This window comes from Sphingobacteriaceae bacterium (assembly GCA_016715905.1).
Lineage (GTDB): Bacteria > Bacteroidota > Bacteroidia > B-17B0 > Aurantibacillaceae > Aurantibacillus.
Window position 1 is genome coordinate 1 of record JADJXI010000006.1, and the last position, 24,384, is coordinate 24,384.

The 24,384-nt window shown below is 34.1% G+C and carries 26 protein-coding genes; 25 read left to right on the top strand and 1 reads right to left on the bottom strand.

Going from position 1 to position 24,384, the window contains the following annotated elements; all coding sequences use genetic code 11:
* The first annotated feature begins 661 nt into the window (after positions 1-661).
* From IPM51_10210 to IPM51_10305, 20 genes are all read left to right on the top strand, one after another.
* Complete coding sequence (locus IPM51_10210; GenBank protein ID MBK9284673.1) at positions 662-1,252, top strand: N-acetyltransferase; 591 nt, start codon at positions 662-664, stop codon at positions 1,250-1,252.
* Between the two features lie 88 nt (positions 1,253-1,340).
* Entirely contained in the window at positions 1,341-2,378 is a 1,038-nt protein-coding gene (locus IPM51_10215; protein ID MBK9284674.1) for a polysaccharide export protein, read from the top strand.
* Positions 2,379-2,632: 254 nt separating this feature from the next.
* Entirely contained in the window at positions 2,633-4,039 is a 1,407-nt protein-coding gene (locus tag IPM51_10220) for an SLBB domain-containing protein (protein ID MBK9284675.1), read from the top strand.
* Between the two features lie 233 nt (positions 4,040-4,272).
* A complete protein-coding gene (locus IPM51_10225) occupies positions 4,273-5,328 on the top strand; it encodes a hypothetical protein (GenBank protein ID MBK9284676.1) in 1,056 nt (351 codons plus the stop codon).
* Positions 5,329-5,450: 122 nt separating this feature from the next.
* Entirely contained in the window at positions 5,451-5,621 is a 171-nt protein-coding gene (locus IPM51_10230) for a hypothetical protein (GenBank protein MBK9284677.1), read from the top strand.
* Positions 5,608-6,180, top strand: a complete 573-nt coding sequence (locus IPM51_10235) for a hypothetical protein (protein ID MBK9284678.1) — start codon at positions 5,608-5,610, stop codon at positions 6,178-6,180. The genes IPM51_10230 and IPM51_10235 overlap by 14 nt, the downstream gene beginning before the upstream one ends.
* A gap of 189 nt (positions 6,181-6,369) precedes the next feature.
* Positions 6,370-7,566 carry a hypothetical protein gene (locus tag IPM51_10240; protein MBK9284679.1) on the top strand — a complete coding sequence of 399 codons (1,197 nt, stop codon included), beginning with the start codon at positions 6,370-6,372 and terminating at the stop codon, positions 7,564-7,566.
* A gap of 505 nt (positions 7,567-8,071) precedes the next feature.
* Positions 8,072-9,037, top strand: a complete 966-nt coding sequence (locus tag IPM51_10245) for an O-antigen ligase family protein (protein ID MBK9284680.1) — start codon at positions 8,072-8,074, stop codon at positions 9,035-9,037.
* Positions 9,038-9,257: 220 nt separating this feature from the next.
* The gene (locus tag IPM51_10250; protein MBK9284681.1) at positions 9,258-9,416 is read left to right on the top strand and encodes a hypothetical protein; all 159 of its coding nucleotides are present in this window, start codon (positions 9,258-9,260) and stop codon (positions 9,414-9,416) included.
* Between the two features lie 14 nt (positions 9,417-9,430).
* The gene (locus IPM51_10255) at positions 9,431-10,345 is read left to right on the top strand and encodes a hypothetical protein (protein ID MBK9284682.1); all 915 of its coding nucleotides are present in this window, start codon (positions 9,431-9,433) and stop codon (positions 10,343-10,345) included.
* Positions 10,346-10,473: 128 nt separating this feature from the next.
* Complete coding sequence (locus IPM51_10260; GenBank protein MBK9284683.1) at positions 10,474-10,917, top strand: hypothetical protein; 444 nt, start codon at positions 10,474-10,476, stop codon at positions 10,915-10,917.
* A gap of 13 nt (positions 10,918-10,930) precedes the next feature.
* On the top strand, positions 10,931-11,941 hold the full coding sequence (locus IPM51_10265) for a glycosyltransferase family 4 protein (protein MBK9284684.1): 1,011 nt from the start codon (positions 10,931-10,933) through the stop codon (positions 11,939-11,941).
* Positions 11,928-13,121: a glycosyltransferase family 4 protein gene (locus IPM51_10270; GenBank protein ID MBK9284685.1), complete on the top strand. Its 1,194-nt coding sequence runs from the start codon at positions 11,928-11,930 to the stop codon at positions 13,119-13,121. The genes IPM51_10265 and IPM51_10270 overlap by 14 nt, the downstream gene beginning before the upstream one ends.
* 55 nt (positions 13,122-13,176) lie before the next feature.
* Positions 13,177-14,481, top strand: a complete 1,305-nt coding sequence (locus IPM51_10275; GenBank protein MBK9284686.1) for an oligosaccharide flippase family protein — start codon at positions 13,177-13,179, stop codon at positions 14,479-14,481.
* A 61-nt stretch (positions 14,482-14,542) separates the two neighbouring features.
* Positions 14,543-16,021: a hypothetical protein gene (locus IPM51_10280; protein MBK9284687.1), complete on the top strand. Its 1,479-nt coding sequence runs from the start codon at positions 14,543-14,545 to the stop codon at positions 16,019-16,021.
* Complete coding sequence (locus IPM51_10285; protein MBK9284688.1) at positions 16,018-17,205, top strand: glycosyltransferase; 1,188 nt, start codon at positions 16,018-16,020, stop codon at positions 17,203-17,205. The genes IPM51_10280 and IPM51_10285 overlap by 4 nt, the downstream gene beginning before the upstream one ends.
* The gene (locus IPM51_10290) at positions 17,202-18,002 is read left to right on the top strand and encodes a glycosyltransferase family 2 protein (protein ID MBK9284689.1); all 801 of its coding nucleotides are present in this window, start codon (positions 17,202-17,204) and stop codon (positions 18,000-18,002) included. Before IPM51_10285 ends, IPM51_10290 begins: the two co-directional genes overlap by 4 nt.
* 26 nt (positions 18,003-18,028) lie before the next feature.
* On the top strand, positions 18,029-18,802 hold the full coding sequence (locus IPM51_10295; protein ID MBK9284690.1) for an FkbM family methyltransferase: 774 nt from the start codon (positions 18,029-18,031) through the stop codon (positions 18,800-18,802).
* A 173-nt stretch (positions 18,803-18,975) separates the two neighbouring features.
* Entirely contained in the window at positions 18,976-19,668 is a 693-nt protein-coding gene (locus tag IPM51_10300) for a glycosyltransferase (GenBank protein MBK9284691.1), read from the top strand.
* Positions 19,669-19,865: 197 nt separating this feature from the next.
* Positions 19,866-20,189, top strand: a complete 324-nt coding sequence (locus IPM51_10305) for a hypothetical protein (GenBank protein MBK9284692.1) — start codon at positions 19,866-19,868, stop codon at positions 20,187-20,189.
* A gap of 72 nt (positions 20,190-20,261) precedes the next feature.
* On the opposite strand, the gene IPM51_10310 is transcribed toward IPM51_10305, so the two are convergent.
* Complete coding sequence (locus IPM51_10310) at positions 20,262-20,435, bottom strand: hypothetical protein (protein ID MBK9284693.1); 174 nt, start codon at positions 20,433-20,435, stop codon at positions 20,262-20,264.
* Positions 20,436-20,975: 540 nt separating this feature from the next.
* Between IPM51_10310 and IPM51_10315 the strand changes: the two genes are divergently transcribed.
* The 5 genes from IPM51_10315 to IPM51_10335 all read left to right on the top strand — a co-directional run bounded on the left by IPM51_10315 (position 20,976) and on the right by IPM51_10335 (position 23,935).
* Positions 20,976-21,308, top strand: a complete 333-nt coding sequence (locus tag IPM51_10315; protein ID MBK9284694.1) for a hypothetical protein — start codon at positions 20,976-20,978, stop codon at positions 21,306-21,308.
* 406 nt (positions 21,309-21,714) lie between these two features.
* Positions 21,715-22,086, top strand: a complete 372-nt coding sequence (locus IPM51_10320) for a hypothetical protein (GenBank protein ID MBK9284695.1) — start codon at positions 21,715-21,717, stop codon at positions 22,084-22,086.
* A complete protein-coding gene (locus IPM51_10325; GenBank protein MBK9284696.1) occupies positions 22,074-22,232 on the top strand; it encodes a hypothetical protein in 159 nt (52 codons plus the stop codon). The genes IPM51_10320 and IPM51_10325 overlap by 13 nt, the downstream gene beginning before the upstream one ends.
* Positions 22,233-23,408: 1,176 nt before the next feature.
* Positions 23,409-23,642 (top strand): hypothetical protein, encoded by a 234-nt coding sequence (locus IPM51_10330; GenBank protein ID MBK9284697.1) that lies wholly within the window; start codon positions 23,409-23,411, stop codon positions 23,640-23,642.
* A gap of 47 nt (positions 23,643-23,689) precedes the next feature.
* Entirely contained in the window at positions 23,690-23,935 is a 246-nt protein-coding gene (locus tag IPM51_10335; GenBank protein MBK9284698.1) for a hypothetical protein, read from the top strand.
* The last annotated feature ends 449 nt before the right edge of the window (positions 23,936-24,384 follow it).

The following is a 24,384-nucleotide window of genomic DNA, read 5'->3' on the forward strand; positions in this document are numbered from 1 at the left end:
AACGGGTTCCATGCTTCCGTTCATTATGAAAAGAATAGGTTCGGATCCCGCTACTTCGTCAGCTCCATTTGTAAGCAACATTAGTTGATGTAATTGGTATCATCTTATATTTTGGGTTTGCGATTATTTTGCTTACAGGAACCTTGTTATAGCTGGTTATTCGAAAATTCAAATTTCCCGGGAATTATTTTTTCCTTTAAATAATCGGTACCGCTATCCTTAATTTTTATTCTTTTTATAGAATACTCCTCTTCGATTTCAAATCGCCATTAAATACTCGTTCACCCTCTTATAAATAAGAATGTTTAGTTGTTTTTCTTAATTTTCATATATCTTTTCATTGATTATGCTGGCGCTGAACACTCTTGAAAATGTGAGTGACTTGGCGAAGCTGTATAAAATTGAACTTTGTAATAGGCTTTTAATAGCGTGCATTAGTTATATAACAGATGCTACGTAAAATAATTATTTTTAGTAACCCCGCCATTTATGGCGGGGGAGGAAACGAACCAAAAGCATTTGGGCTTCAGCCCATTTTTAACTGAAATTGTGGTTAAAGCCATAAGTATCACAACCTGCATAAGGTGAGTTGCATAATTTAGAATAATAGGTCAGAAATATATCTTCAGTGAATTATAAACAATTTTGAGAGCTGAAAATTATGAATGAAAAAAAATATTACATAGATCAGCATGCAGTTGTTGATGATAATGTAGAAATTGGTGAAGGCACTAAAATTTGGCATTTCAGCCATGTTCAGTCCGGTACAAAGATTGGAAAGAAGTGCATACTCGGGCAAAATGTAAACGTAGGTAATAACGTAACCATTGGCAGCTTTGTAAAGATTCAGAATAACGTTTCTGTATACGAAGGTGTAACTTTAGAAGATTATGTTTTTTGCGGACCATCAATGGTATTCACAAACATAAAAGATCCCAGATCTAAATATCCTCAGGTTGGAGCACAATATTATATCAAAACTCTTGTGAGAGAAGGAGCTTCACTTGGAGCTAATTCTACAATTGTATGCGGAATAACCATTGGTCGGTTTGCGTTTGTTGGTGCAGGTGCAGTTGTTACAAAAGATGTTCCCGATTTTGCGATGGTGGTAGGCAATCCGGCACGGGTTAAAGGTTGGTTTAGCGAAGCAGGTAAAAAATTAGATTTTGATAAAGATGGTTATGCTTATTGTGAAAAGTCAGAGAAGAAATATAAATTAGATAACGGATTAGTAAGAGAAATTAAAGAATAATGAAATTTTACAAAGTTTTTGTCCTGCCGGAACTTCTAAGAGAAAATAAAATTTTCACAAGCATTTTAGAAACAAAACAATAATCAAAATGATAAAGAATTTATCTCTAATGTTTTTACTGATATTTGCAGCCGTACAAATCTATCCTCAAAAAGAGCAGCTGATTAAGCAGAGACTTGAGCAGGAAGGCATCAAGAATCAAGCTGATATCCAAAAAGCTCTTAAAGCGAAAAATATGACTGAGGAAGATGCACGAACGCTCGCAAAACAGTACGGCGTCAATTATGATCAATTCATTCAAATGTACATTATGGGGGGGCGGGAAATTCTGCTGCCTCAAGCTCAGCTGCTTACCCCAATTGATAATACGGTTCAGCAGGAAGAACAAGCTGAGTCTGAACTTAAATCTGAGGATTCAATTATCGTGGCTCAATCAAGAGAAAAAAAAGGATCCGAATATTTTGGCTATAATCTTTTCGAAAAAATTCCTTCCGCTTTTGAACCGGCCGCGGTGGGACCTGTTGACCCCGGTTATTTGATTGGACCCGGTGATGTGCTGCGGTTATACCTTTGGGGAGCTGTTGAATTACAGTATGAACTGACCGTAGATAATCAAGGAACAGTATTTATTCCAACCGCAGGACAGATGTTTGTGTCAGGTGTTTCTTATTCGGAATTAAAGAATAAAATGACGCTCTACTTGTCGCGTTTTTACGAAGGATTAACCGCTGATCCGCCGACTGTTTTTCTCGATATATCCCTTGCAAAACTTAAACCCATCAAAATTTTTGTAACGGGAGAAGTTTCAAGACCCGGCGGTTATACAATCAGCAGCTTTGCTAGCGTATTTAATGCAATTTACAGCGTTGGCGGACCGCTGACCTCGGGTAGCTTACGTGAAATTAGAGTGATCAGAAATAATAAAGTAATTACTAAAGTTGATCTTTATGATTATCTGCTCAAAGGCCAATTAATCGGGGATGTGCGTCTTCAGAATAATGATATGGTGTTTATTCCGCCGAGAGGAAAATCAATTTCTATTAAAGGAGAAGTTCTCCGCCCGGCCATTTATGAATTACTTGGAAGTGAAAACTTAAAAAGCTGTTTGAATTTTCAGGCGGTTTAAGTGCTACTGCCTATACCGGCAGAGTTCAAGTTTCACGAATAAAGCCGTTTGAACAGAGAAAGAAATTCGAATTTGAGCGCGAGATTATCGACGTTGACCTGACAGATCTTCTGCAAAATCCTTCTGCAGATTTTATTCTCTCTGATGGAGATACGGTTGCAGTTTATCCTATATCAAAAAAGCTTATCAACTTTGTTGTTATCGAAGGCGCTGTCCGCCGGCCCGGTGCATACCAGGTTTCAAAAGTACGCAGATTGTCAGATCTGATTTATGAAGCTGAGGGCGTTATGCCTGAAGCTTATTTGGGAAAAGCGGATATTATCCGGACAAGACCCGATGAGACAAATCAATTCATTTCAGTTGATCTTTCCTTGGCATTGGATGGTGATCCTGAAAACAATATTGAACTTGCACCTAGAGATTCTGTTAAGATTTACTCAATCTATGACCTTATCGAAAAGAAGAAGGTCTCGGTTTCAGGATATGTTAAAACTCCGGTTTCTCTGCCGTTTGCAGACAGCCTGACTCTTTATGATATGGTTTTTAGAGCTGGCGGTTTGCAGGATCCGGTTTTCAGAGGAAAAGCTTTCTTGCTGCGCGGTGATATTGTGAGAATAAATCCTGACGGATTAACAACTAGAATTATTCCATTTAATCTCGAGAAACTGTTGCGAGAAAAATCTGTAAACATTGAACTTGAACCTGGAGATAAGATTTATATTTATAAAGGTGATGTTGAAAGAGTTCTGGATAAATTTGTGAGAATTGAAGGAGAAGTTCATAATCCGGGACAGTTTCCGCTTAGCTCAAACATGACTCCAATGGACCTGATTCTGCAGGCAGGCGGATTTAACGAAAAATCTCTTAGAACAGAAGTTTATGTAAACAGGATAAAACCAAGCGGTTACCAGGGTGAAAAAATCAGCGAATCTTTTGTAATTCCTATGTCGCCTTCCTTCTATAAAGATATATCCGGCGAAGTTACTGTCCTTGATACCGGTCATATTCAGGCTAATGCCTTTTTATTGCAGCATAAGGATATAGTCGTTGTTCGTAAAAATCCCAATTACCAGGATCAAAGAGTCGTAACTATTTCCGGTGAAGTTAATAAGCCGGGGACTTATGTAATGGAATCAAAAAATGAAACGCTTTTCGATCTAATGCTAAAAGCCGGAGGAGCAACATCCGAGGCGTTTTTGTTTGGAGCACAGTACAACAGAGATGGGAAAAAATTAATAGTGGACCTTGAAGCTTTGTTTTACGATAATGATGAAAAAGAAAATATTTTTCTAAAAAATGGTGATAAAATATTTATACCTAAAAAACCCAATACTGTTGTTGTTGACGGCGAAGTTAACAATCCCGGAATTTACAGATTTATTGAAGGACTAAATGTTAAGGACTACGTTGATAACGCAGGCGGTGTTACGGATAGCGCAAACTATGCTGTTTACCGAAAAGCCAACGGTGAATCGAACAGAGTGAACTTCGGTTTGTTCACTGGCAATCCGGAAGCTTATGATGGTTCGGTAATAATTGTTACGAAAGAACCGCCATCGAAAGAAGAACCTGTTACTTTTGACTTAGGTAAAACAATATTTGATGTGTTTGCTCTTCTGGCAAGCGTTGTAACTGTCTGGGTGCTGGCAAAACAGCTTTAGCCCAATAATCGCCGGTTTTTCATGGCTATCCGACGAAGGATTCCTTTCGAAAAGCTGTAATTTGTGCTGTGAAAAAGTTCACGTCCTTAAGGAGCTATGGCGTAATTATTTATTACAGTTGACTTAAGTCAACTGAATTTGTAAAGAACTAATTGTTCGACTTTAGTCGCATTATTCCATTTTCAACAGGCTTAATTACCTATCGTTTTCATAACATCTTATAATTTAAAATCATGACAGATCAAGAAATAAAAAAAGACCAAACCGCACAGCCGCAGAAGCTGGAAGATTGGTTTAAAAACCTCATTGAAAAAATCCGCCCGTATGTAAAACACCTTTGGGAAATAAGAAAAAAGCTTTTTATAGTTAACGGTGTGGTAGCGGTTATTTTACTTGTTTATCTCTACCTTATCGCAAATCCATATTTTGAAAGCACAGTAACAATTTTGCCTGAATATGGTAGTAAATCGACTACTCTTAGCGGATTAAGTCAGTTGGCTTCATTGGCTGGTGTTAGAGTAGGTGAGGGTGCCCCTACAGAAATCTATCAAAATATCATATTGAGTGAAACGGTTCTTGGATCTGTTATCTATGCAAAATATAGAACCGAAGAATTCAACCAACCTGTAAATCTGATCCAATATTTTTTGAAAGGTGATACGATAAAGTACAGCGAACGGAAAAATTTCTTAAAAATTTATGAGATGTTAGTTAAATATAAATTAAGAACGAATCTTGAAAGATTTACTAGAATTCTGACGCTGACTGTTACGATGCCGGAGTCTAAACTTTCTGCTGAGGTTGCTAATAAAATTGCCGAATCCTTAGATCTTTATGTGCGGACAAAAAGAAAAACCTATGCATCAGAACAAAGTTTTTATCTTGAAAAAAGGACGGCTCAGGTAAAAGATTCGCTTTCATTAGCTGAGGAAAAGTTGAAAAGTTTCCGTGAACAGAATAGGGTTATACTTCAGTCGCCGGCTTTGCTTCTTCAGCAGGGAAGACTTATGAGAGACTTAGAAATATTGAATGCAGTTTACATTGAGTTAAATAAGCAGCTTGAAATAGCCAAAATTGATGACATTCGTGAAACACCTATCGTGAATATAAAAGAATGGGCAGAAGATCCTGTTATTAAAACCGGACCAAAACGTGTGAATAATTTTATAACAATAATGTTTTTTTCTGTTCTTTTAAGTGGATTATTTTATGTTTTCCAGCCGCAGTTAAAACATTACTATGCAATGGTAAAGGGTGCTCGCCTAAACGAAAGCGAAACTTCCTCATAAATTTAAATATTGGCGATTAGTCTTTTCCCTTTTGCGGGAATCCTCAACGTGAGCAGATTATTCCCTCGAGTAATTAATTGCTATACACCGTCTTCTAAAAAGTTGAAATTGTTGTTATCACTATGAAAAAAATTGTAAAACTTTCACCGGAACAAAAGCTTACTCAGTCATTGAGACTTTATTATAATGCCAGAGAACTGAAAATTGCTGCACTGAGAAAATTTCACCCGGAGTTGAGCCAACAGGAAATTCAAAAAAAAGTAAAAGAAATTTTTTTATATGCAAAATCTTAACCTTTTCAATCTTTACACTGATATATTAAATAAAAACAAAATAGATTATTTAGTAACAGGCTCAGTAGCTTCGATTGTTTATGGTGAACCGCGGCTGACCAACGATATTGATTTAATTTTAAATTTGTTTGATAACCAGGTTGATACGCTGATCGCAGCTTTTCCTTCAGACCTGTTTTACTGCCCGCCAAGGGAAGTGATTAAAGTAGAATTAAGAAGGAGTCTAAGAGGACATATTAATTTGATACATCATGAAACCGGATTCAAAGCCGATATTTATTTTGTGGAAAATGATGAATTTATAACCTGGGCGTTTAAGCATCGCCAAAATCTTACGCTTTTCAATAGTACCATCTCGCTTGCACCACCGGAATATGTTATTGTAAAGAAGCTTGAATTTTACAAAGAAGGCAATGCTCAAAAGCATCTTACTGACATAAATGGTATGCTCTTAAGTTCAAAGAATATCATTGATTTTGAATTTCTTAATAAAATAATAATAGTAAAAGGACTTAATGATCTTTGGAGAAGCGTTTACGATAAATCAAAAGATGCTTAATTCCTTTTCTCGATAACTTCGTTTCACCAATCTGTCCGAATATTGTCATTCTGAATTCATTTCAGAATCTGATTCATTACCGGGCAATCACGTTCGATAGTGAGACTGAGGTCACCTGCGCGGTACAATTTTTATTAAGCTAAATTCATCTCACCATTTTTTATTCAACCTGGCATTTTGAAACTAAACTTGAATACTCCAAAAATTATAACTGCAAAAATCCCAGGCACCTTTCAAAAATTTGTTTTAATCGGCTCAACTATCTTTTCCAATAAGCTAGTCCTTATCATAACTGCTTATTTTTTTACCGAGGTTCAATACAACATATTCAATAAAGCATACTATACCGCTTCAATATTAATACTTTTCGGCACGCTTGGATTCGATTTTGCAGTAAGCAGAATTAATATATCCTTGAAAACAGTATCGCTTGGAGCACTTCTGAATGTGTTTATCACACTAGTAATTTTATATTTTATCTCCGAACCGTTTGCTGATATTTTTAAAATATTTTCAATTTTTATTTATAGTTTATTTGCTTGCCTTGGGGGAATATTTACCTTCCAGCTTCTCTTCCGGGGTGAGATTAAAAGATATGTGCTTTTGATGTTCGCTAATGCTCTCCTTCACCTGCTTATCATTCCTTTTGTTACTCTGCTCAATGTGGATATATTTTTTCTTTTCCCATTTGTTTCGTTCACGTGGTTTCTCTTAGGTTATCCGCGGTTTAAAATTCTTAACAGAAATGATGAACAAAATCTCACTTCACTTTATAAGCTTGGGATATCGACTTTTATAATTAACAGTGCCGTATCGTTTGCACTTGTGGCAGATAAATATATTGTTAATCATTATTTTCCATTAGATACTGCAAACGCATACACATTTGCATGGGGACTGATTGTGCCTCTTTTATATATCGGTAATGTAGTCGAAAAACTTATCTACAGTTCCACTTCCGGCGATTCATCTAAAATTTTCCGTAAATCTTTAATTGTGCTTCTTGTGCTGGTCGCGGTTTATTCTGCTTTATTATTAACGGCAGTTAATTTCATGCCTGTATTACTGCCGAATTCAATCAATTCGGTGCTCTTGCAGATGATTCTTAATTTTATGATAACCGGTTATGCGCTGTTTGCGGTAATTAATTTTCCCGTTAATGGATTCCTTTTCAAGTTTGCAGAAACATCTAAACAAAAAACAATTGCCCGAGCTTATTTGGTTACGATATTGTTGATGCCAATAATGTTTATAATCTTTAATGGCGGAGCAGCAATAACAAATTACCGCACGCTTCTTTTGTTGATATGGTGTTTTATATTCTTATTGCTCATAATTAAAACAGTTGTAGTCTTTTTACCTCGAAAAAAGATAGTTGTGATATGATAGGCTTTGTAAATTGTTCTGTGACTGTTTCATAAATCTTATTATGTCAGTCAGAGCTTATCGAAGACTGATAATATTTACTTAAATCACATTTCAACTCGCCCGGCTTAGGCGGGAAGGCTCAATGTGACAAATGAGAAGAAAACGATTTTTATAGATTAAAAAGTAAAAATGATTAATTCGGGTAACTTGAATAAATTCATAGCTTACATTCTGCCGCTTACCGCGGTGCTCATAATTTGCAGGGCATTCCCTGTGCTGAGTTTTTTTTACTATGCCGTCCCTATTATTCTTACTCTTACACTTATTCTTTCTCTTTCTCGTACTCTTACTCTTTCTCGTACTCTTACTCCGTTCCCAATCGATAAGCGTCTGAAAACCCTGCTTCTTTTAATCACATCATTCGGAATTTGGGCTGCGTTAACTTCAATCTGGTCACCGTTTCCCCTAGTTTCCCTAAGTCGGGCAGCTTACTTTATGCTTGTATCAATTTCACCGGTGCTGCTTGGCTATTATTGGAGCAATAACAAAAAAAATGATTTGTTTGCATTCCTTTTGCCTGCAAATATTCTTGTTGTTATGGTCAGTTTGTATTCGCTCATTACTGGTACACCGGCGAATGCATGGACGGGCGGGCACGGACTGGGATTCATGGGTTATGCCAGGGCATCAAAATTTATTAGCAGCGGCAATTGTATTTACAATTCCATCAGTTCTTTTTCCTCTTGCTTCTAACCTTTCACGTTTTACATCTCACGTTTCCCGTTTGACCTCTCACATTTCACATTTCACATTTAACCTTTCACCCTTTATTATTCTCTTTCTCCTTAATCTTTATCTCTTAATCCTGTCCGTTTCCCGCGGCGGATTACTGACCCTCATAATCATGGTAGTTGTCTTTATCTTCTTAAACTTTAATACTAAAGCCGGTTTAGTGTTTATATTTTTAGTCATTTCTGCATCTGGAATTCTTTTTTTTTCGAGTCAAACGGTGAGAGATTTCGTATTTAAGACAGAAAATAGAATCGGCGATAGAAGAATAATAAACATTCAAGAGACAATACAAGCAGCCAAGAACGGCGGATTATTTGGATTTGGTTACGGGATTAGTCAGCCGCCCGGCAGCACAAACGTTATTGGCCATTATGAAAATAATGGGCAGTTGTTTGTTAGGGAAAAAATGATAGGTGCACTGGCGATAGTTGAAGAAACTGGAATTGTTGGATTGGGTTTATTTTTGGCATCCTTGGGATATGTATTTTGGTTTCTTATAAGATTGATTTTTGAAAGTAAAATTAAGGATCCGATTAATAGAAGTGCGATGTTAGAAGATAAAATGGCGGCAGCATTTTTAATTGCGGTTTTAGTTGGTTTGTGTTTTCATGCACAAGTAGAAGCTTGGTGGGTTGGTGTGGGATCGATTGAGCTCCCTATATTCTACTTTCTATTGAAACCAGTGAAAGCTGAATGAATTAATAATTATAATATTTGATTGAATAAATGTGCGGCATATTCGGTATAATTAATTTTGATGGCAGCCAGATTGATTCTGAGAAACTGATTGAGGCACGGGATTGTATGGCTCACCGCGGACCTGATGATTTGGGACTTTATTTTAGTGCAGATAAAACCGCTGCTTTGGCTCATCGCCGTTTGTCAATAATTGATCTTTCCCCCTTGGGCATCAGCCGATGACGACGGATGATAGAAGATTTACAATCATTCACAACGGTGAGATTTATAACTACTTAGAAATAGCTCAATCCGCAGTAGGCGGGCAAAATTTTCACTCCACAGTGATACCGAAGTTCTGCTTAAGCTTTACGCCACTGAAGGGGCTGATTGTATAAATCGATTACGCGGTATGTATGCATTTGCTGTTTGGGATGAAAAGGAGAAAAAGTTATTTGCTGCACGCGATCGATTTGGAATCAAGCCTTTCTATTATACGATGGATAATACTTCTTTAGTTTTTTCTTCCGAGCTTAAAGCGATGAAAAATTACAAAAAAAATCTTTCTATCTCACAGAACGGCCTATATTCCTTTCTTCGAAACGGCTCTGTTACTCCGCCGCTAACTATTTATGAGAATGTTTATTCGCTTTTACCCGGGCATTATCTTACTGTTGATAGGAAAGGTAAGCTTGAAATCAACAAATATTGGGAATTCTCCGATCTTCTTCATTCATCATTCAACATTAAAAATTCAATATTTTCAAAGCCCTATGACCGTTCTGCTAGTGACGAAATTCATGTTGCACTATTAGATTCAATAAAAGCTCATTGTATCAGTGATGTTGAAGTCGGAGCCTTTCTGTCAGGCGGAATAGATTCCACAGCAATTGTTTCTTTAATGCGCCAGATTGGGCACGAGAAAATTAAAACAATTTCCGTTACATTTCCTGGTGATAGACTGGATGAATCAAAGTACTCAAACATTGCGTCGCAGAAATATTCGACTAATCACTTTGAATACAGGCTGACTGAAGATGAAGTTATAAAAGACCTAGACAAAATTTTTCATTCAATGGATCAGCCGACAATTGATGGTGTAAACACCTATTTTGTTTCAAAAGCCGCGCACAACTTTGGACTTAAAGTGGTAATGTCCGGTCTCGGTGGGGATGAGCTTTTCGGTGGTTATCCAACTTTTAAGCATATCCCGAGAATTGAGAGATTATTGGCGTTAAAAAAGTATCTTCCGTTGAGTGGGAAGCTCATAAGCTTGACAGCCAAGATCGCAAAGAATAATATACCCGCAAAGGGCACTGAGTTTTAAAGAATCCGGATACACCAAACGCCTCTTACCGCCTCTTCCGTGGCTTATTCACCGATGAAGAACTATTACAACTTGGAATCACTGTTCCTTCTTCATTTAGCATTCATAATTCATCATTTAACACTTCGTTGCTTTCTCCGTTACAGAATGTTTCCTATCTCGAGTCCACGCACTACATGTCTAACCAGCTGCTGCGTGACTCTGACGTTTTTAGTATGGCGCATTCACTTGAGCTTCGGGTTCCGTTTGTTGATCATCTTCTCTATGCAGTGGTTCTTCCGTGCCTCGAAAGCAGTTATGAATTATCTTTTCCGAAGAAAATGCTTGTGGGTGCTGTTGGCGATATTCCTGATGAAATTGTGCACAGACCTAAAATGGGTTTTACTTTTCCGTTTGCTCATTGGATGCAAAACGGTAAAATTAAAAGTGTAGTTAAAGAAAAATTGTTGAACAAAAATTCCTTGCTGGGTTTGAATAGCAATGCCATTGAACAAATGTTCACTGATTTTGAAAAAGGTAAAGTTCATTGGTCGAGAATTTGGGCGCTTATTGTAGCACAAAGATATTTTTGAGCAGAACACGATAATGAAAGTAGTTTTTTTTCACCGAAAACCTAGGGCTTCAGGAAATTATAGCGTTGAAACTTACTTTCGAGCAGTCCGCGAAAGAATGCCAATCGATGTTGAGCCTATTGTTGCTGCTTCCAGATATGAGAGCAATGGTATATTTAAGCGTGTTTATAACATTTTAGAAGCGGCGTATCGGCAGCGGCTTGGAGATGTTTACCACATAACAGGAGAAGTTCATTTTCTAACTTATTTATTAAAAAAAAAGAACACTATTCTAACTATCTTAGACTGTATTATACTTGAGCGAACAAAGGGGATAACACGATGGTTTTATAGATTCTTTTGGTATATAATTCCTGTAAAAAAAGCAAAAATAATAACTGCTATTTCGGAATCGACGAAAAAAGAAATACTTAAGTATGTAAATTGCGATCCCGATAAAATAGTTGTTATTCCCGTTTCTATTTCCAATAAATTCAAACCATTACATAAAGAATATAATTTGGAAAAACCGGTTTTGCTTCAGATTGGAACAACCCAAAACAAAAATATATCACGTTTGATTGAAGCTATAAAAGATATGCCATGTAAATTGGAAATTGTTGGGAAATTAGATGAAAAGTTAATACACCTTTTAAGAAAAAATAATATTGAGTATGAAAATTTCGTCAATCTCAATGAAGATGAAATAATAAAAAGATATAATAATTGTGATATCGTTACATTTGTTTCGACCTACGAAGGTTTCGGTATGCCTATACTTGAGGCAAACGCAGTGGGAAGACCAGTTATCACCGGGAATACTTCATCAATGCCCGAAGTTGCAGGGGAAGCTGCTTGTTTTGTTAATCCGTTTGATGTTAGTGATATAAAAAATGGAATAGAGAAAATTATTAGAGATGATGATTATAGGAATGAATTAATTAAAAAAGGTTTTATAAATAAAAACAGGTTCTGCCAGGAAAAAATTACAAACGAGTACTTTCAACTATACCGTAATATATTTAACGATTGTGCAAAAAAATAATTTCAAGTCTAAAAGAATAATTTTTCTATTAAGCCATCCTATTCAATATTTTTCTCCACTGTTTGTCGAAATTGCTAAACAGTCGGATATCGAACTTCTTGTTTTGTATTGCTCTGCTGAAAATGTAAAAGGACATGTTGATAAAGAATTTGGTGTGGAGGTAAAATGGGATATTCCGCTTCTTGATGGGTACAGTTATAAATTCCTAAAAAACAATTCGTGGAAACCTTCAATTTTTAATGGATTCTTCGGATTAATTAATTTTAAAATATTCAAGGAGTTGAAGCATGAGAAAGGAAGTTTCCTTGTTATACACAGCTGGGCATACTTGACAAATTTTCTGGCGATTTTTGCAGCTAAGTTAAGCGGCGTAAAATTATGCTTACGTGCGGAAAATCCATTACAACATGAATTATTAAAACCTAAGTGGTACCTTTTTTTAAGAAAATTTTTGTTCAAGTATTTTTTTTTCAAATTATTTGATTACTTCTTTTTCATAGGAGAACAGAATAGAAAACTATACGAATATTATGGTGTGAAAAAAGAAAAATTGATATTTGCTCCTTATGCGGTTGATAATGAAAGGTTCAGAATTGAATATGAAGGATATAAAGGGAGAAAAAACGAAATCCGAAAAGAGTTGGAATTGCCGCTAGAAAATATCATCATTCTTTTTTCGGGTAAGTTTATACCTAAAAAAAACCCACTTGATCTTTTAAAAGCTTATCATTTATTAAAGAATGATAAAGCTGCACTTGTTTTTCTGGGTGACGGTGAACTGAGAAAAGAGATGGAGGAGAATACCAAGTTAAACAATATAAATGCAGTTTATCTAACAGGCTTTAAAAATCAGACTGAGATTGGGAAATATTTCGCTGCTGCTGATATCTTCGTATTACCGTCAGGGCTTGGAGAAACTTGGGGCCTTGTGGTAAATGAGGCAATGAATTTCGCCTTGCCCGTTGTAGTTTCAGACTTAGTTGGCTGCTCAGAAGATTTAGTTAACGAAGGCATTAACGGTTTTATTTTCAAATGCGGTGAAATTGAAGATCTTAGAACTAAGTTGAATATTTTTATGGAAAATGCAGAACTAAAGGAAAATTTCGGTAGAAAATCATTGGAGATAATAAATAATTACTCAAATAAAAAAATAATTGATGCTTTAGCAACAATACAATGAAAGAGTATATACAAAAGATATTTTCTCTCTTTTATACAAACCATACCAAAGCAATATGAATATGGTCATACTGCGTAATTTTTTGGTTACAAGGTATTCAATAATCAAAGAAGGATTTTGGGTTTTTTGGGGTCAGTTGTTGACGGCAATAATAAGCTTGGTTGGTTTGAGATTGATAACTGAGTTCACGAATCCAGTTGTGTTTGGCGAAGTTACTTTATGGTTATCTGTAATGGTTCTGTTAAAAAGTGTTTTTGTTACTCCAGTTTCTAATTATCAGTTGAGATATTATCCACAATATTTTTATGCAAACCAAATACAATCATTTAACACTGAAATTAAAAAATTTTATAAGAAATTTTTCTTTTTGGCGGCAGGTATTTTTGTTTTTTTAATCACGATAGCCAGTATCGTTAAGATTGAATTTATTAACTGGTTGCTTGTACCCGGTCTATTAATTTTCTTTCTTTTAGATGGTTCAAAATCATATTTTCTAAATATATTTTCATCGGAGAGAAAACAATTTATTTTATCGCTTTTTACTATAGGTGATTCAATATTAATGTTTGCCATCATTCTGTTGGCTTTATTCCTTAATAATTCGACACTTTCTTATATAACAGGTCAAGCCTCTAGCGCAGTGTTGACCTTTTTTTTGCTCTATACATTCTTCCACTTGGTCAATACAAAACAAATTCATAGTAGTGGATCTAATCTCAGTAGCATTGTTGTCGATTTTAAGAATTACACAATTCCATTTATACCGATTGCAATACTAAGTTGGATATTAAATTTAAGTAACCGATATATTCTTAACTCATATAGCAGTTTAGTAGATGTAGGAATATTTACTGCTGCTTTCGCTATTTCGAGCAAACCGTTTCTTTTTTTAGGAGGATTGCTAACTAATTTTTTTAGACCAATTCTTTTTGAAAAGCAAAGTAAAAATGAATATGCAAAATCAAACAAAATTTTCAATTTGTGGCTGATAACAAATGGCGGATTGGGTTTACTGATTGTCATTGTACTATTCTTTTGGGGTTCATTTATTTCAACAATTTTGCTTGCCAAGGATTTTAGACAAAATTCAGCAATACTATTTTTTCTAATCGGATTAGGTTATTTATTCGCAAGTATGTTTCAGGCTATTGAGTATCGTTTTATGTCCTTTGGAGATACAAAGAGTATCTTGATTATTTATTTGGCTAGTGCATTAATTTATATCTCATCGAATCTTCTGTTTATCCCAAAGCAAGGGCTGATTGGTGCAGGCTCGGCCATTTTGGTTTCATTTTTATTTCAATTTGTTATCGGATTACTATATCTGAATAGAACTTTGAAGAAGAAAAATAAATTTTGACGATAAGAAATTGATTAATTTTTTTTAACACTTCGATTGAATTTACACCTCTTAAAAAAGAATGAAGAAGTACACAAATAGTTTTATTTGTCTTGTTTTGCTTATCCTTTTAATCAGTGTTCGGGAAATCTTCTCCGCTAAGACTTTATTTATTATTTATACTTCAACACTAATTTTTTATTTAATCATTGAAGTCGCTTTAGCAAGGGTCAGGGATAAGACAAATTATTTATTAGATCCTGCAGTTCTTGCGAGTCTATTTACTTTCATTCTGAGTTTTGGAATTACAAATTATATATTTATTAATGAAGATAGTTTTTTTGGTGACCAACTTTTTGATCGTTTAGGTACAGAAGCATTTAAATATTTAGCTGATGCAATGCCTTTAGTCATTATTGGGGCTATTGCAATGTGGGTGGGCAATCACAGTATTTTGGGTTATAAGTTATATCAATTACTAACATCTTCTATAATTAATGTAAAAAAGTACATTAGGCAATCATTAGAATTTAATTATGGATTAATATTATCACTTTTTATCTTAAGTGTTTTAGCAAGAATTATTGCTATATATTTAGGGGTATTTGGGTTCACTCAAGGAGATGAATCTGTTAATGCATATTCAGGTTTAGAATGGTCGTTGAATTTGATAGGGGAAGCCGGTAAACTCTCTCTTCTAATTCTTTCGTTGACATATTTTAATCCAACTGAAAACAAACGATATAAACTCACATTTATTATAATATTTATAATAGAATTGTTATTGGGAATTTTAAGTGGCATGAAAGCCAATATAATGCTCCCTTTTTTAATAATCACCTTTTCTTATTATTTAATAAATAAACGTATAAAAAAATCATATGTTTTGTTTTTCATAGCTGCAGTTTTCGTTGCTTATGCAATAGTTGAACCATTTAGGATTCTAAAAAAAATCGATCCTCATTTTGAAAGCACACCATCATATATTCTTAAATCTTTTGTCGAAGCCTATACGCTAAGCAAAGAATTTAATTTGAAGAATCCAGATTTATCTGAAAGTATTTTCGTTTCTGCTTTGATGAGAAGTAATTATGTAATAGAAATAGCAAAGGTTAAAGAATACGATGATAAAGTCGGTTTGCAGTATGATGATCCTGATTTTAAGTATAATTTATTTACTTTTCCTATTCAAGCTATTTTGCCAAGAATATTATGGAGTGATAAACCCATACAAAGTCTGGGAAATTGGTATACCCGAAATGTCTGGGGTTGGGATAGTGAATCCTTTACAGCAATGACGCCATTTGGCTTTTTATATTTTGCTGGGGGTATCCCATACATCATAATATTCTTATTCATTATTGGAATTATGCAAAATGCCCTATTTAGATTTATTAAGTTAGGTTCAGGTGGGATTATTATTTATGTAGGTTTACTTTCGACAGTGGTTTTAATTGATAGCACAGTGAATGGTATTTTTATTTATTGGTTAAGATTATTTCCAATTTTTCTTGTCCTTCAATATTTTATCTTTAAAAATAACTTACCAGGAAAATCTTGAAAATTCTTCATATTATTTCCTCATATTACCCCGCCATTAAATTTGGAGGCCCAATAAACTCGGTTCATGAATTAAATAAAGCTCTTGTGCGAAAAGGACATCAAGTGGATGTAATAACAACTAATGCTGGTATTGATAAACTTCAAAATGTAATGCTTAATCAATGGTATGATCTTAGTCGTGTAAGAGTCATGTACAAATCTTTCTGGGGGTATGAGCATTTTAATTTTTCCTTTCCGTTCATGATTAGTACATTTTCAATAGTTAAAGACTACGACATAGTCCATATTACTGGTGTCTGGAACTTTCCTATTCTAGTTGGTAGTATATGTGCATTTATTTTTAACAAACCTTTCATTATATCTCCCCGTGGTTCGCTCTATGAAGAAACAGTGAACCTAAAAAATTCCAGAATTAAAAAAATTTACTTGAAATTATTCGGCGGATTTTTTCTTAAAAAAGCAGCGGCTATACATTACACAACAATAGACGAATGTGAAAAGGTGGAGAAATTTCTTAATATTAATAAAAATAGAGTAATAATTCATAATGGAATCGATTTGAATGTTATTGCAAACATGAATAACAATAAATTATTTAATGATAAATTTCCAAAATTGAAAGACAAAAAATATATTTTATCTCTTGGTAGAGTAACAAAGAAAAAAGGATTTGATTTACTTATACCAGCAATAAAAAAAGTCATAGAAAATAGAAATGATCTACTTTTAGTTATAGCGGGGCCTGATGACGAAGGTTATTTATCAGAAGTAAAAAATATAATCGCTGAAAATAATCTTGAGCAAAATGTTGTTTTTACTGGATTATTAGATGGAGAATTGAAATGGTTGGCTTATCATAATGCTGAATTATTTGTACTTCCTTCGTACAGTGAAAACTTTGGAAATACCGTTGTGGAAGCCATGGCTTGTGGTATTCCCGTGGTGTTAACAAACAAAGTTGGTATCTCAAGGGAAATAAAACTAAATGAAGCAGGCGTTATTGTGGATCTTAATGTTGGTAGTCTAGTTAAAGGCATTGAATTAATTTATGAGGATAAAAATTTAAAAAGAAAAATGATTGAAAATGGCCGAATAATGATAAATAAATATTTTGATATTGATTACATAGCTACTCAAATGTTGGCTAGTTATGACCAGATTTTAAAGAGAAAACTCAATTGATCTCAGTCGTTATTCTTACCTATAATGAAGAGATTAATTTAGAAGATTGTTTGGCTACAGTCTGCTGGTCTGATGATATAATAGTATTCGATTCTTACAGCACCGACAAAACAGCTGATATTGCCCAAAAAAAGGGGGTCCGTTTAGTTCAACGGCAGTTCGATAATTATGCCTCCCAACGTAACGCTGCTCTAAATGAAGTAAAATTCAAGTATGATTGGGTTTTAATGCTTGATGCTGATGAAAGAGTTCCCAAACTACTCCATGAAGAAATGAAAATCGAATTGAATAATCTCAAAAAAGATATCACTCTGTATAGGATGAGAAGAATGGATTTTTTAAATGATAAATGGCTAAGAAGAAGCAGCGGTTATCCAACCTGGTTTGGCAGATTAATAAAGGTTGGATATGTGACTGTTAAAAGAGAGATTAATGAAGAATACCACACAACGGGTAAAATTGGTTTTCTTAAGGAACATTTATTACACTACCCTTTTAATAAGGGTTTAGAGCATTGGTTTGAAAAGCATAATAAATATTCGTCAATGGAAGCGATAACCTTGAATGCACGAGAATATATTAACTTCTCAAGTTTATTTTCTAGTGATCCGATAGAAAGAAGAAGAGTTTTAAAACAAATTTTTTATCATCTTCCCTGTAGACCAATTTTGGTTTTTTTGTATTTGTATTTATTTAGGTTTGGTTTTTTAGACGGTTATCCTGGATTAATATATTGTCAATTAAGGGCAATATATGAGTCAATGATTAAGTTAAAAATCAAAGAATTGAAAGTATAATGGTTCTTCAATTGCCAAAACTTGAAATGAATATTATCAGAACGATATTAGAACGACTCTCAAGAGGTCGTATTTTTAGGAGAAAATTACCTAAAGAATTTGGTCGTATTAGAATGTACGTAAGTCCCGACGTTGCATTAAGCTACCTAAAATTTAGCAGTAATTCTTTCGATAAGGAATTATTATCAATTGTAAAAACAGAAGTGAATTACCAAACAAACATTTGGGATATTGGTGCAAATGTAGGATTATTCTCCTTTGCTGCTGCCGGTTATTTAAAAAAAGGGAGTTTTGTTCTCTTAGAACCTGATATTTGGTTATGCAATCTCTTGTTAAAAACAATTAATTCAATTGAGCACAATGGACAATCTTTTCACGTTTTACCTCTGGCAGCTAATAATTCTAATGGAATAGAAACATTATTAATTGCGAAACGTGGTCGGGCCAGCAATGCCCTAGCTAGCTCAAAAGGTTCTACTCAAATGGGTGGTGTAAGAGAAAAAAAATTAGTACCTACAATAACCTTGGATACGTTAAGCCAATTTGTTCCTAAACCTGATTTTATAAAAATTGATGTGGAAGGTTCGGAGCTTAAAGTTTTAAACGGCAGCACAAAAATACTGCAGGAAATACGCCCTAAAATATACATAGAAGTTGTTGATGAATTGAATAAGGACATAACTAAAATATTTAAATTTTATGAGTATTCGTTATTTAAATTTGACTCATCTAATAATAAACGAATACCGGTTGATAAATGTGCTTATAATACTTTAGCTTGTCCAAATGAAAAACTTTAATATTAATTACTCTAGCATATGTTACTTTTTATCGTGATCGATATTCTTTAATACAAGGATTAAGTCAAATTTATTAGAATAATTTTTAATAATTATTGTTTTACATTCTTTTCGTTGCATCAGTAACGCCCGGATGCTAATAATATTTACCACACGTATAACAAATTACCAACTTGAAACTCTCTATAATAACCGCAGTACATAACTCTAAGGCTACAATAGAAGAGTGTCTGAAGTCAGTCGCATCTCAAACCTTTAAAGCCGTTGAACATATTGTTATCGATGGCGGTTCTTCGGATGGAAGCGTTGCGGCAATTATAAATTCAAAGTTCAAAATTCAAAATTCAAAAGTAATTAGTGAGCCGGACAATGGAATTTATGAAGCACTCAACAAAGGCATAAATCTGGCCACCGGTGATGTCATCGGTTTGCTTCATGCCGATGATATTTATTATGATGAAAATGTTTTAGCCAAAGTAACAACGCTATTCGAAGAAAAAAGGGTGGATAGTGTTTATGGCGATCTTGTTTATGTAGATAAGAAAGATACCAGCAAAGTATTCCGTTATTGGAAAGCCGGCGCATTTAGTGAGAATCTAATTAGCAAGGGCTGGATGCCTCCTCATCCAGCCTTTTTTGTCAAAAAAGAAATTTATGATAGACTTGGATTGTTTGATGAGAGTTTAAAAATTTCTTCGGATTATGATTTGATTCTAAGATTTTTAGGAACTCATAAAATAACCACTGCTTATTTACCGGAAGTGCTTATTAAAATGAGATGGGGAGGTAAAAGCAATAGAAGTCTCAGTAATATAATTCAGAAGAGTTACGAGGATTATCGGGCGCTGAAAAAACAATTTTTCTAATGCTTTGCTCATTTTGTTCATAAAAACTTCTCCAAACTTCCCCAGCTATTTAAAAAAATTATAATTTTTTTAAATATTTCAATTCGATGCTCAGAATCATAAACATTAGCCTAATCATAATCTTCTTTTGCTATGCGATTTTCCTTGCATTTTTCAGCAGCGCAGAGCTTCCAACTAAAACTTATCACGATAATTTCATGCCTTACCTAGCGGATAAGCCAATCTCCGAAGATGGATTTTACATGCTGACTGTGGCCTGGAATTTTGGGCAGGGCAAAGGATTTGCATATAACCAAGATTTTAAAACATCCGGCGTGCAACCCCTTGCAGCCATGCTGTACGGTGTATTAGCTTTCATTAGTAATCAAGCAGGGTATTACCAAGAAAGATTTTCCAAGGATTATTATTTTATTTTCGGCTCTAGTTCTCTTTTTGTTCGCCATTATTCTAAGCATACACTGTCAGCGTTTTTTAACGAATTCGATGAGGATATTATTTTTTTCCCTCTGTTTACTTTTTAGTCTTCTGAACTTTGATTTATTTATTTCATTTACGAACGGATTAGAAACAAGCATTTATATTCTCATGCGCTTCTATCCATTAGAATGTTCTGAAATTAACCAACAATTATAATCTAAGGCTGCACTTTTAACTGGAATTATTTTCGGACTAACTGCATTAGCCAGAATAGATTTTATTATTATTTCATTAGTTTTTCTAATTATGGGTGTGTTCTTTTCAAAAATAAAAATTAAGACTGTATTCATCATTCTTATTTTTCAATTCTTAATAATTTCTCCTTGGTTATTCTATACATATAATTTGACAGGCCATATAATTCAATCATCCGCTATCTCCCAAATTAGTTTTTTAAGCATGGATAATTTTGGGAATAGACTATACCAAATGCTTTTAGCCTTTTTTCAGATTACAACTTTGAATATTTATACCGGGCAACAGGTTCTTATTTTATTATTACTCGGTTCATTTGTATGTATTATTATGATTGGTGGCATCCTCAAAAACAGAAATATCTATATAGAAAAGCATTTTATCTATTTAAGCATTTTAGTTTCATTCATAGTTTTTATGCTCAGCTACGTTATGTTTTCATATGCGACGTATTTTTACTTACGATATTGTGCACCTTTTATAATATTTATATTATTTTTAATAATACCGCTTGTCTATAAATGGGTAAGGAATCTTTCTGCTAACCATCACCTAGTTGTTGGAATGTTTTTTACAATTATTTTTTTAAGTCAAAGTTATTTTTATTTTCACTCCGGGCAAGCTAATTTGTGCATATGTCGTCCGTCCTGCATATATTAATACTAACTTTAAAGCGAAGACTTAATAGGATCGTATCAAAGTGGAGTTACCGGCTACTACTGCAAAAATGTGATCAATTTGGATGGAAAATTAATCATATAGCACTCGATTACAATCAAAACAAACAATTGGCTCGTTACATCGACAGCATCGGAATTGAGGGTTTGATAGAATGGAAATTCGCCTTTCCGATTGGAAATAGTAAACAATTTAAAAAAAGATGGGAAAAACTTTCGGATGATATAGGTGATGGTAGAACTGTGTGTTTCAAAAGGCGGCATAAATCATTTTTATTTGATGAATTATAATATGTTCTGATTTGAAAACCTTCTCGAAGCTTCCTCAGCTGTTCAAAATGTAAATCTTATAGCTTATTTAATTTTTAGCGGTGATTTCTGTACAATGCAATATCATATGCTATCGTAATATTTGGTAAAGTTTTGGTAAAGTTTTAGTAAACTCTTAACCCCATTTTCATTATAAAATGTCAAATTTGCATCAAATTGGGTTATTATCGGCTTATAATTTGGGATGACGATATTCTACACTAACTGTTTTGTTTATAAAGTGATTTATTTTCCTAATATTGTAACATGTCTTATTTAGTTATTTTCTTTACAAGTCTTTTACTCACAGTGTTCTTTACTCCGTACCTTATCAACTTCTTAACAAACGTAAGAGTAGTTGACAACCCGGGTGAGGATCGGAGAATAAATGAGGAGATTGTTCCGCATGGGCGGAATTATAGTTTATTTTATTGCGATGGTTTCAGTCATTAGTTTTTACGGTGATTTAAATGAAGTAAGATATTTTATAATTGCCTCACTTATTATAGTTAGCCTTGGAATAGTTGACGACATAATAGGTGTTAATTGGGACAAGAAGTTTCTATTTCAGTCAATTGCCGCCATCTTTATAATTTACTTTTTATCTCCCTTCTTTAATTCGCTGTTACTTTTTGGCATAACTATTTCTTATCCCATAAATTATTTCATACTTTTTATTTTAATAATCGGCGGGATTAATTCAATTAACTTAATGGATGGTCTGGATGGTTTAGTGAGTGGTTTTCGCTGCTCGTTCTAAGTGTAACATTTGTTATTGGTTTTTACTACAGCGACAAATTATTAATGATTCTCTCAATAAGCTTAATCGGCTCCTTAATAGGATTCTTAAAGTTTAATGCATACCCTGCAAGAATATTTCTGGCGATACAGGTTCTCAATCGTTAGGTTCTTTTTAATTTCCGCAGCTTTACTTGCCTCGCTGGATATAAAAAACGACACTTGACCCTCACTTTTCCAATACTGCTTGGTGTTCCTATTGTAGATACTTTAAAAGTGATAGTTATAAGAATTCTTAACAAGAAAAATATTTTTTCTGGCCGATATGAGTCATATGCATTATATCCTGTTTGGAATGAAGATAAGGCATAAGGTCACGGTTTTTTATTTTGCAGGGTTTTTCTTTTTTTTTATGCACCTGCGGCTATTTATTACCTAAAATATTCTGATATCGGCGGAATAATAATGTTCGTTATAATTACAATTCCATTTTTGTTCGTAAACAAAATTTTGGATCTTGCACAGCGCAAAGTTCATCCGTTTTACTTTCGTAATCTTTACACAAAAGTACCTGAGATATTTATAACTTTATTCTTAAAAATTTTACTGCCGGCAGCATCATTCGTTCTTCCGGCTGTTCTATTTGGGCTGATTCCTGTTAAATCCAATGTTAGCTATCAATTAATTCTTTTATCAATTGCTTTCATAGTAATTCTGCTTATATATGCCGTCATTAGCTATCGCAGAAACAATATCTTAGTGACATTTTAGTTTTTGTTAATCTTCTCATGTTTTTACTATACAGTAACTATTCGGAGATTCTTCATAACAAATTTAATCTTTTAAGTTTATCAGCCCGGGACAGCTGCTTATACTCATCATACTTCCAATGGAAGTTTTTTCTTGTTTTTTAGGGAAAGGATATTGAAGAAGAAAGTGACTTTTCTTGCAGGGATAGACCCAATAATATTAGTGTTTATAGTATTACTAACGGTGTCGTCTAATTTGCTTCCTAGTAGTCAGATGATGAATATTAACTCGATAGTGTTTTACAGCTTTTACTTTACATTTTCTATAAAGTGATAGTAATGGTTAAAACAGAGTTTTTCAAATTCCGCTTTATTATTTATCATTCATCATTCCAATAAAATTCTAACCGTACTGCTTTTTACTCACTGAAATTCCAATGAAAAATATTTCTTTGTTCTGTTTATACTTAGTTCAGCTGCAGCTTTAGGGCAAATAGTTTTTGAGGAGTCAGCACGCTCGGTATATGACTTACTGAACCGTCTTTCAGTCAAAGGTATTATAGAATTTAACGATGAGCCAAAGCCATTATCTCGTATGGAATTAGCCGGCAAGTTGATTGAAAGCGGCAAATTCAAAAATAACCTGACTTCAATTGAACGTGAGGAAATTGATTACCATAAAAGAATTTGCACCAGAGCTTGCATTTATGGAAGTGGTGAGGATAGAAGAAGAACTGCAGTTTTTCAAGTTGATGATGTCACAGGTTTCCGATTCTTTTTATTTAGAAATGATGATTTCACGCTTAACGCGATCCCATTCTTGGACTGAAAATTAAAAACCGGTTTAATGAATATCAAACACACAGATGGAACGGTTTGCAGTTTTATGGATACTATAAAAATAATTGGGGATTTATTTTTACTAGAGATAATGAAGAACGCGGTGAACGAATAGATAAAACCAGGGCATTCACAAGTGAACCGGGATTTAATCTTTCCAAAAATCAGTCCAAATCAATTGAATATGTTGATGTACAGGGACTAGTGTCATACGCTTGGGGAAATGGAAATATTTCAATAGGTAAACAGCCTATAGAATGGGGAAGGCGGTATTGGCGGTAAAGTTTTAAGTGATAAGCTCCTTCATTTCCTTTTGTCAAGCTAGAAATTCTCACCTGTTAATTAGGCTAAGTTTGTTTACTTTCTCTTGGTTGGCTCCACTCAGCGCTAATTGATTCATCAACCATTAGAAAAAACTTTAGTTAACGACAGGGACAGTTATTCACAGCGTGAAAAAAACATGCGCATATGATATCAATTTATCGTTAAGAAATCTTTCTATTTCACTCGGCAGTCAATGGTTTATAGCGACAAACTTGAATTCCGCATACTTATTCCCGTTTTATTCTTTAGAACTGTTGATCAATATTTATCAAAGGACAGCAGTAACTCAGAACGCACAATTTTTTTTAATGCTGTCTACAAGAATACCGAGCTAAAAACTAAGTTATACACAACTATATTTATTGATGAATTGTCAATTACTAAATTTTTAGAAGGAACAAATCTCT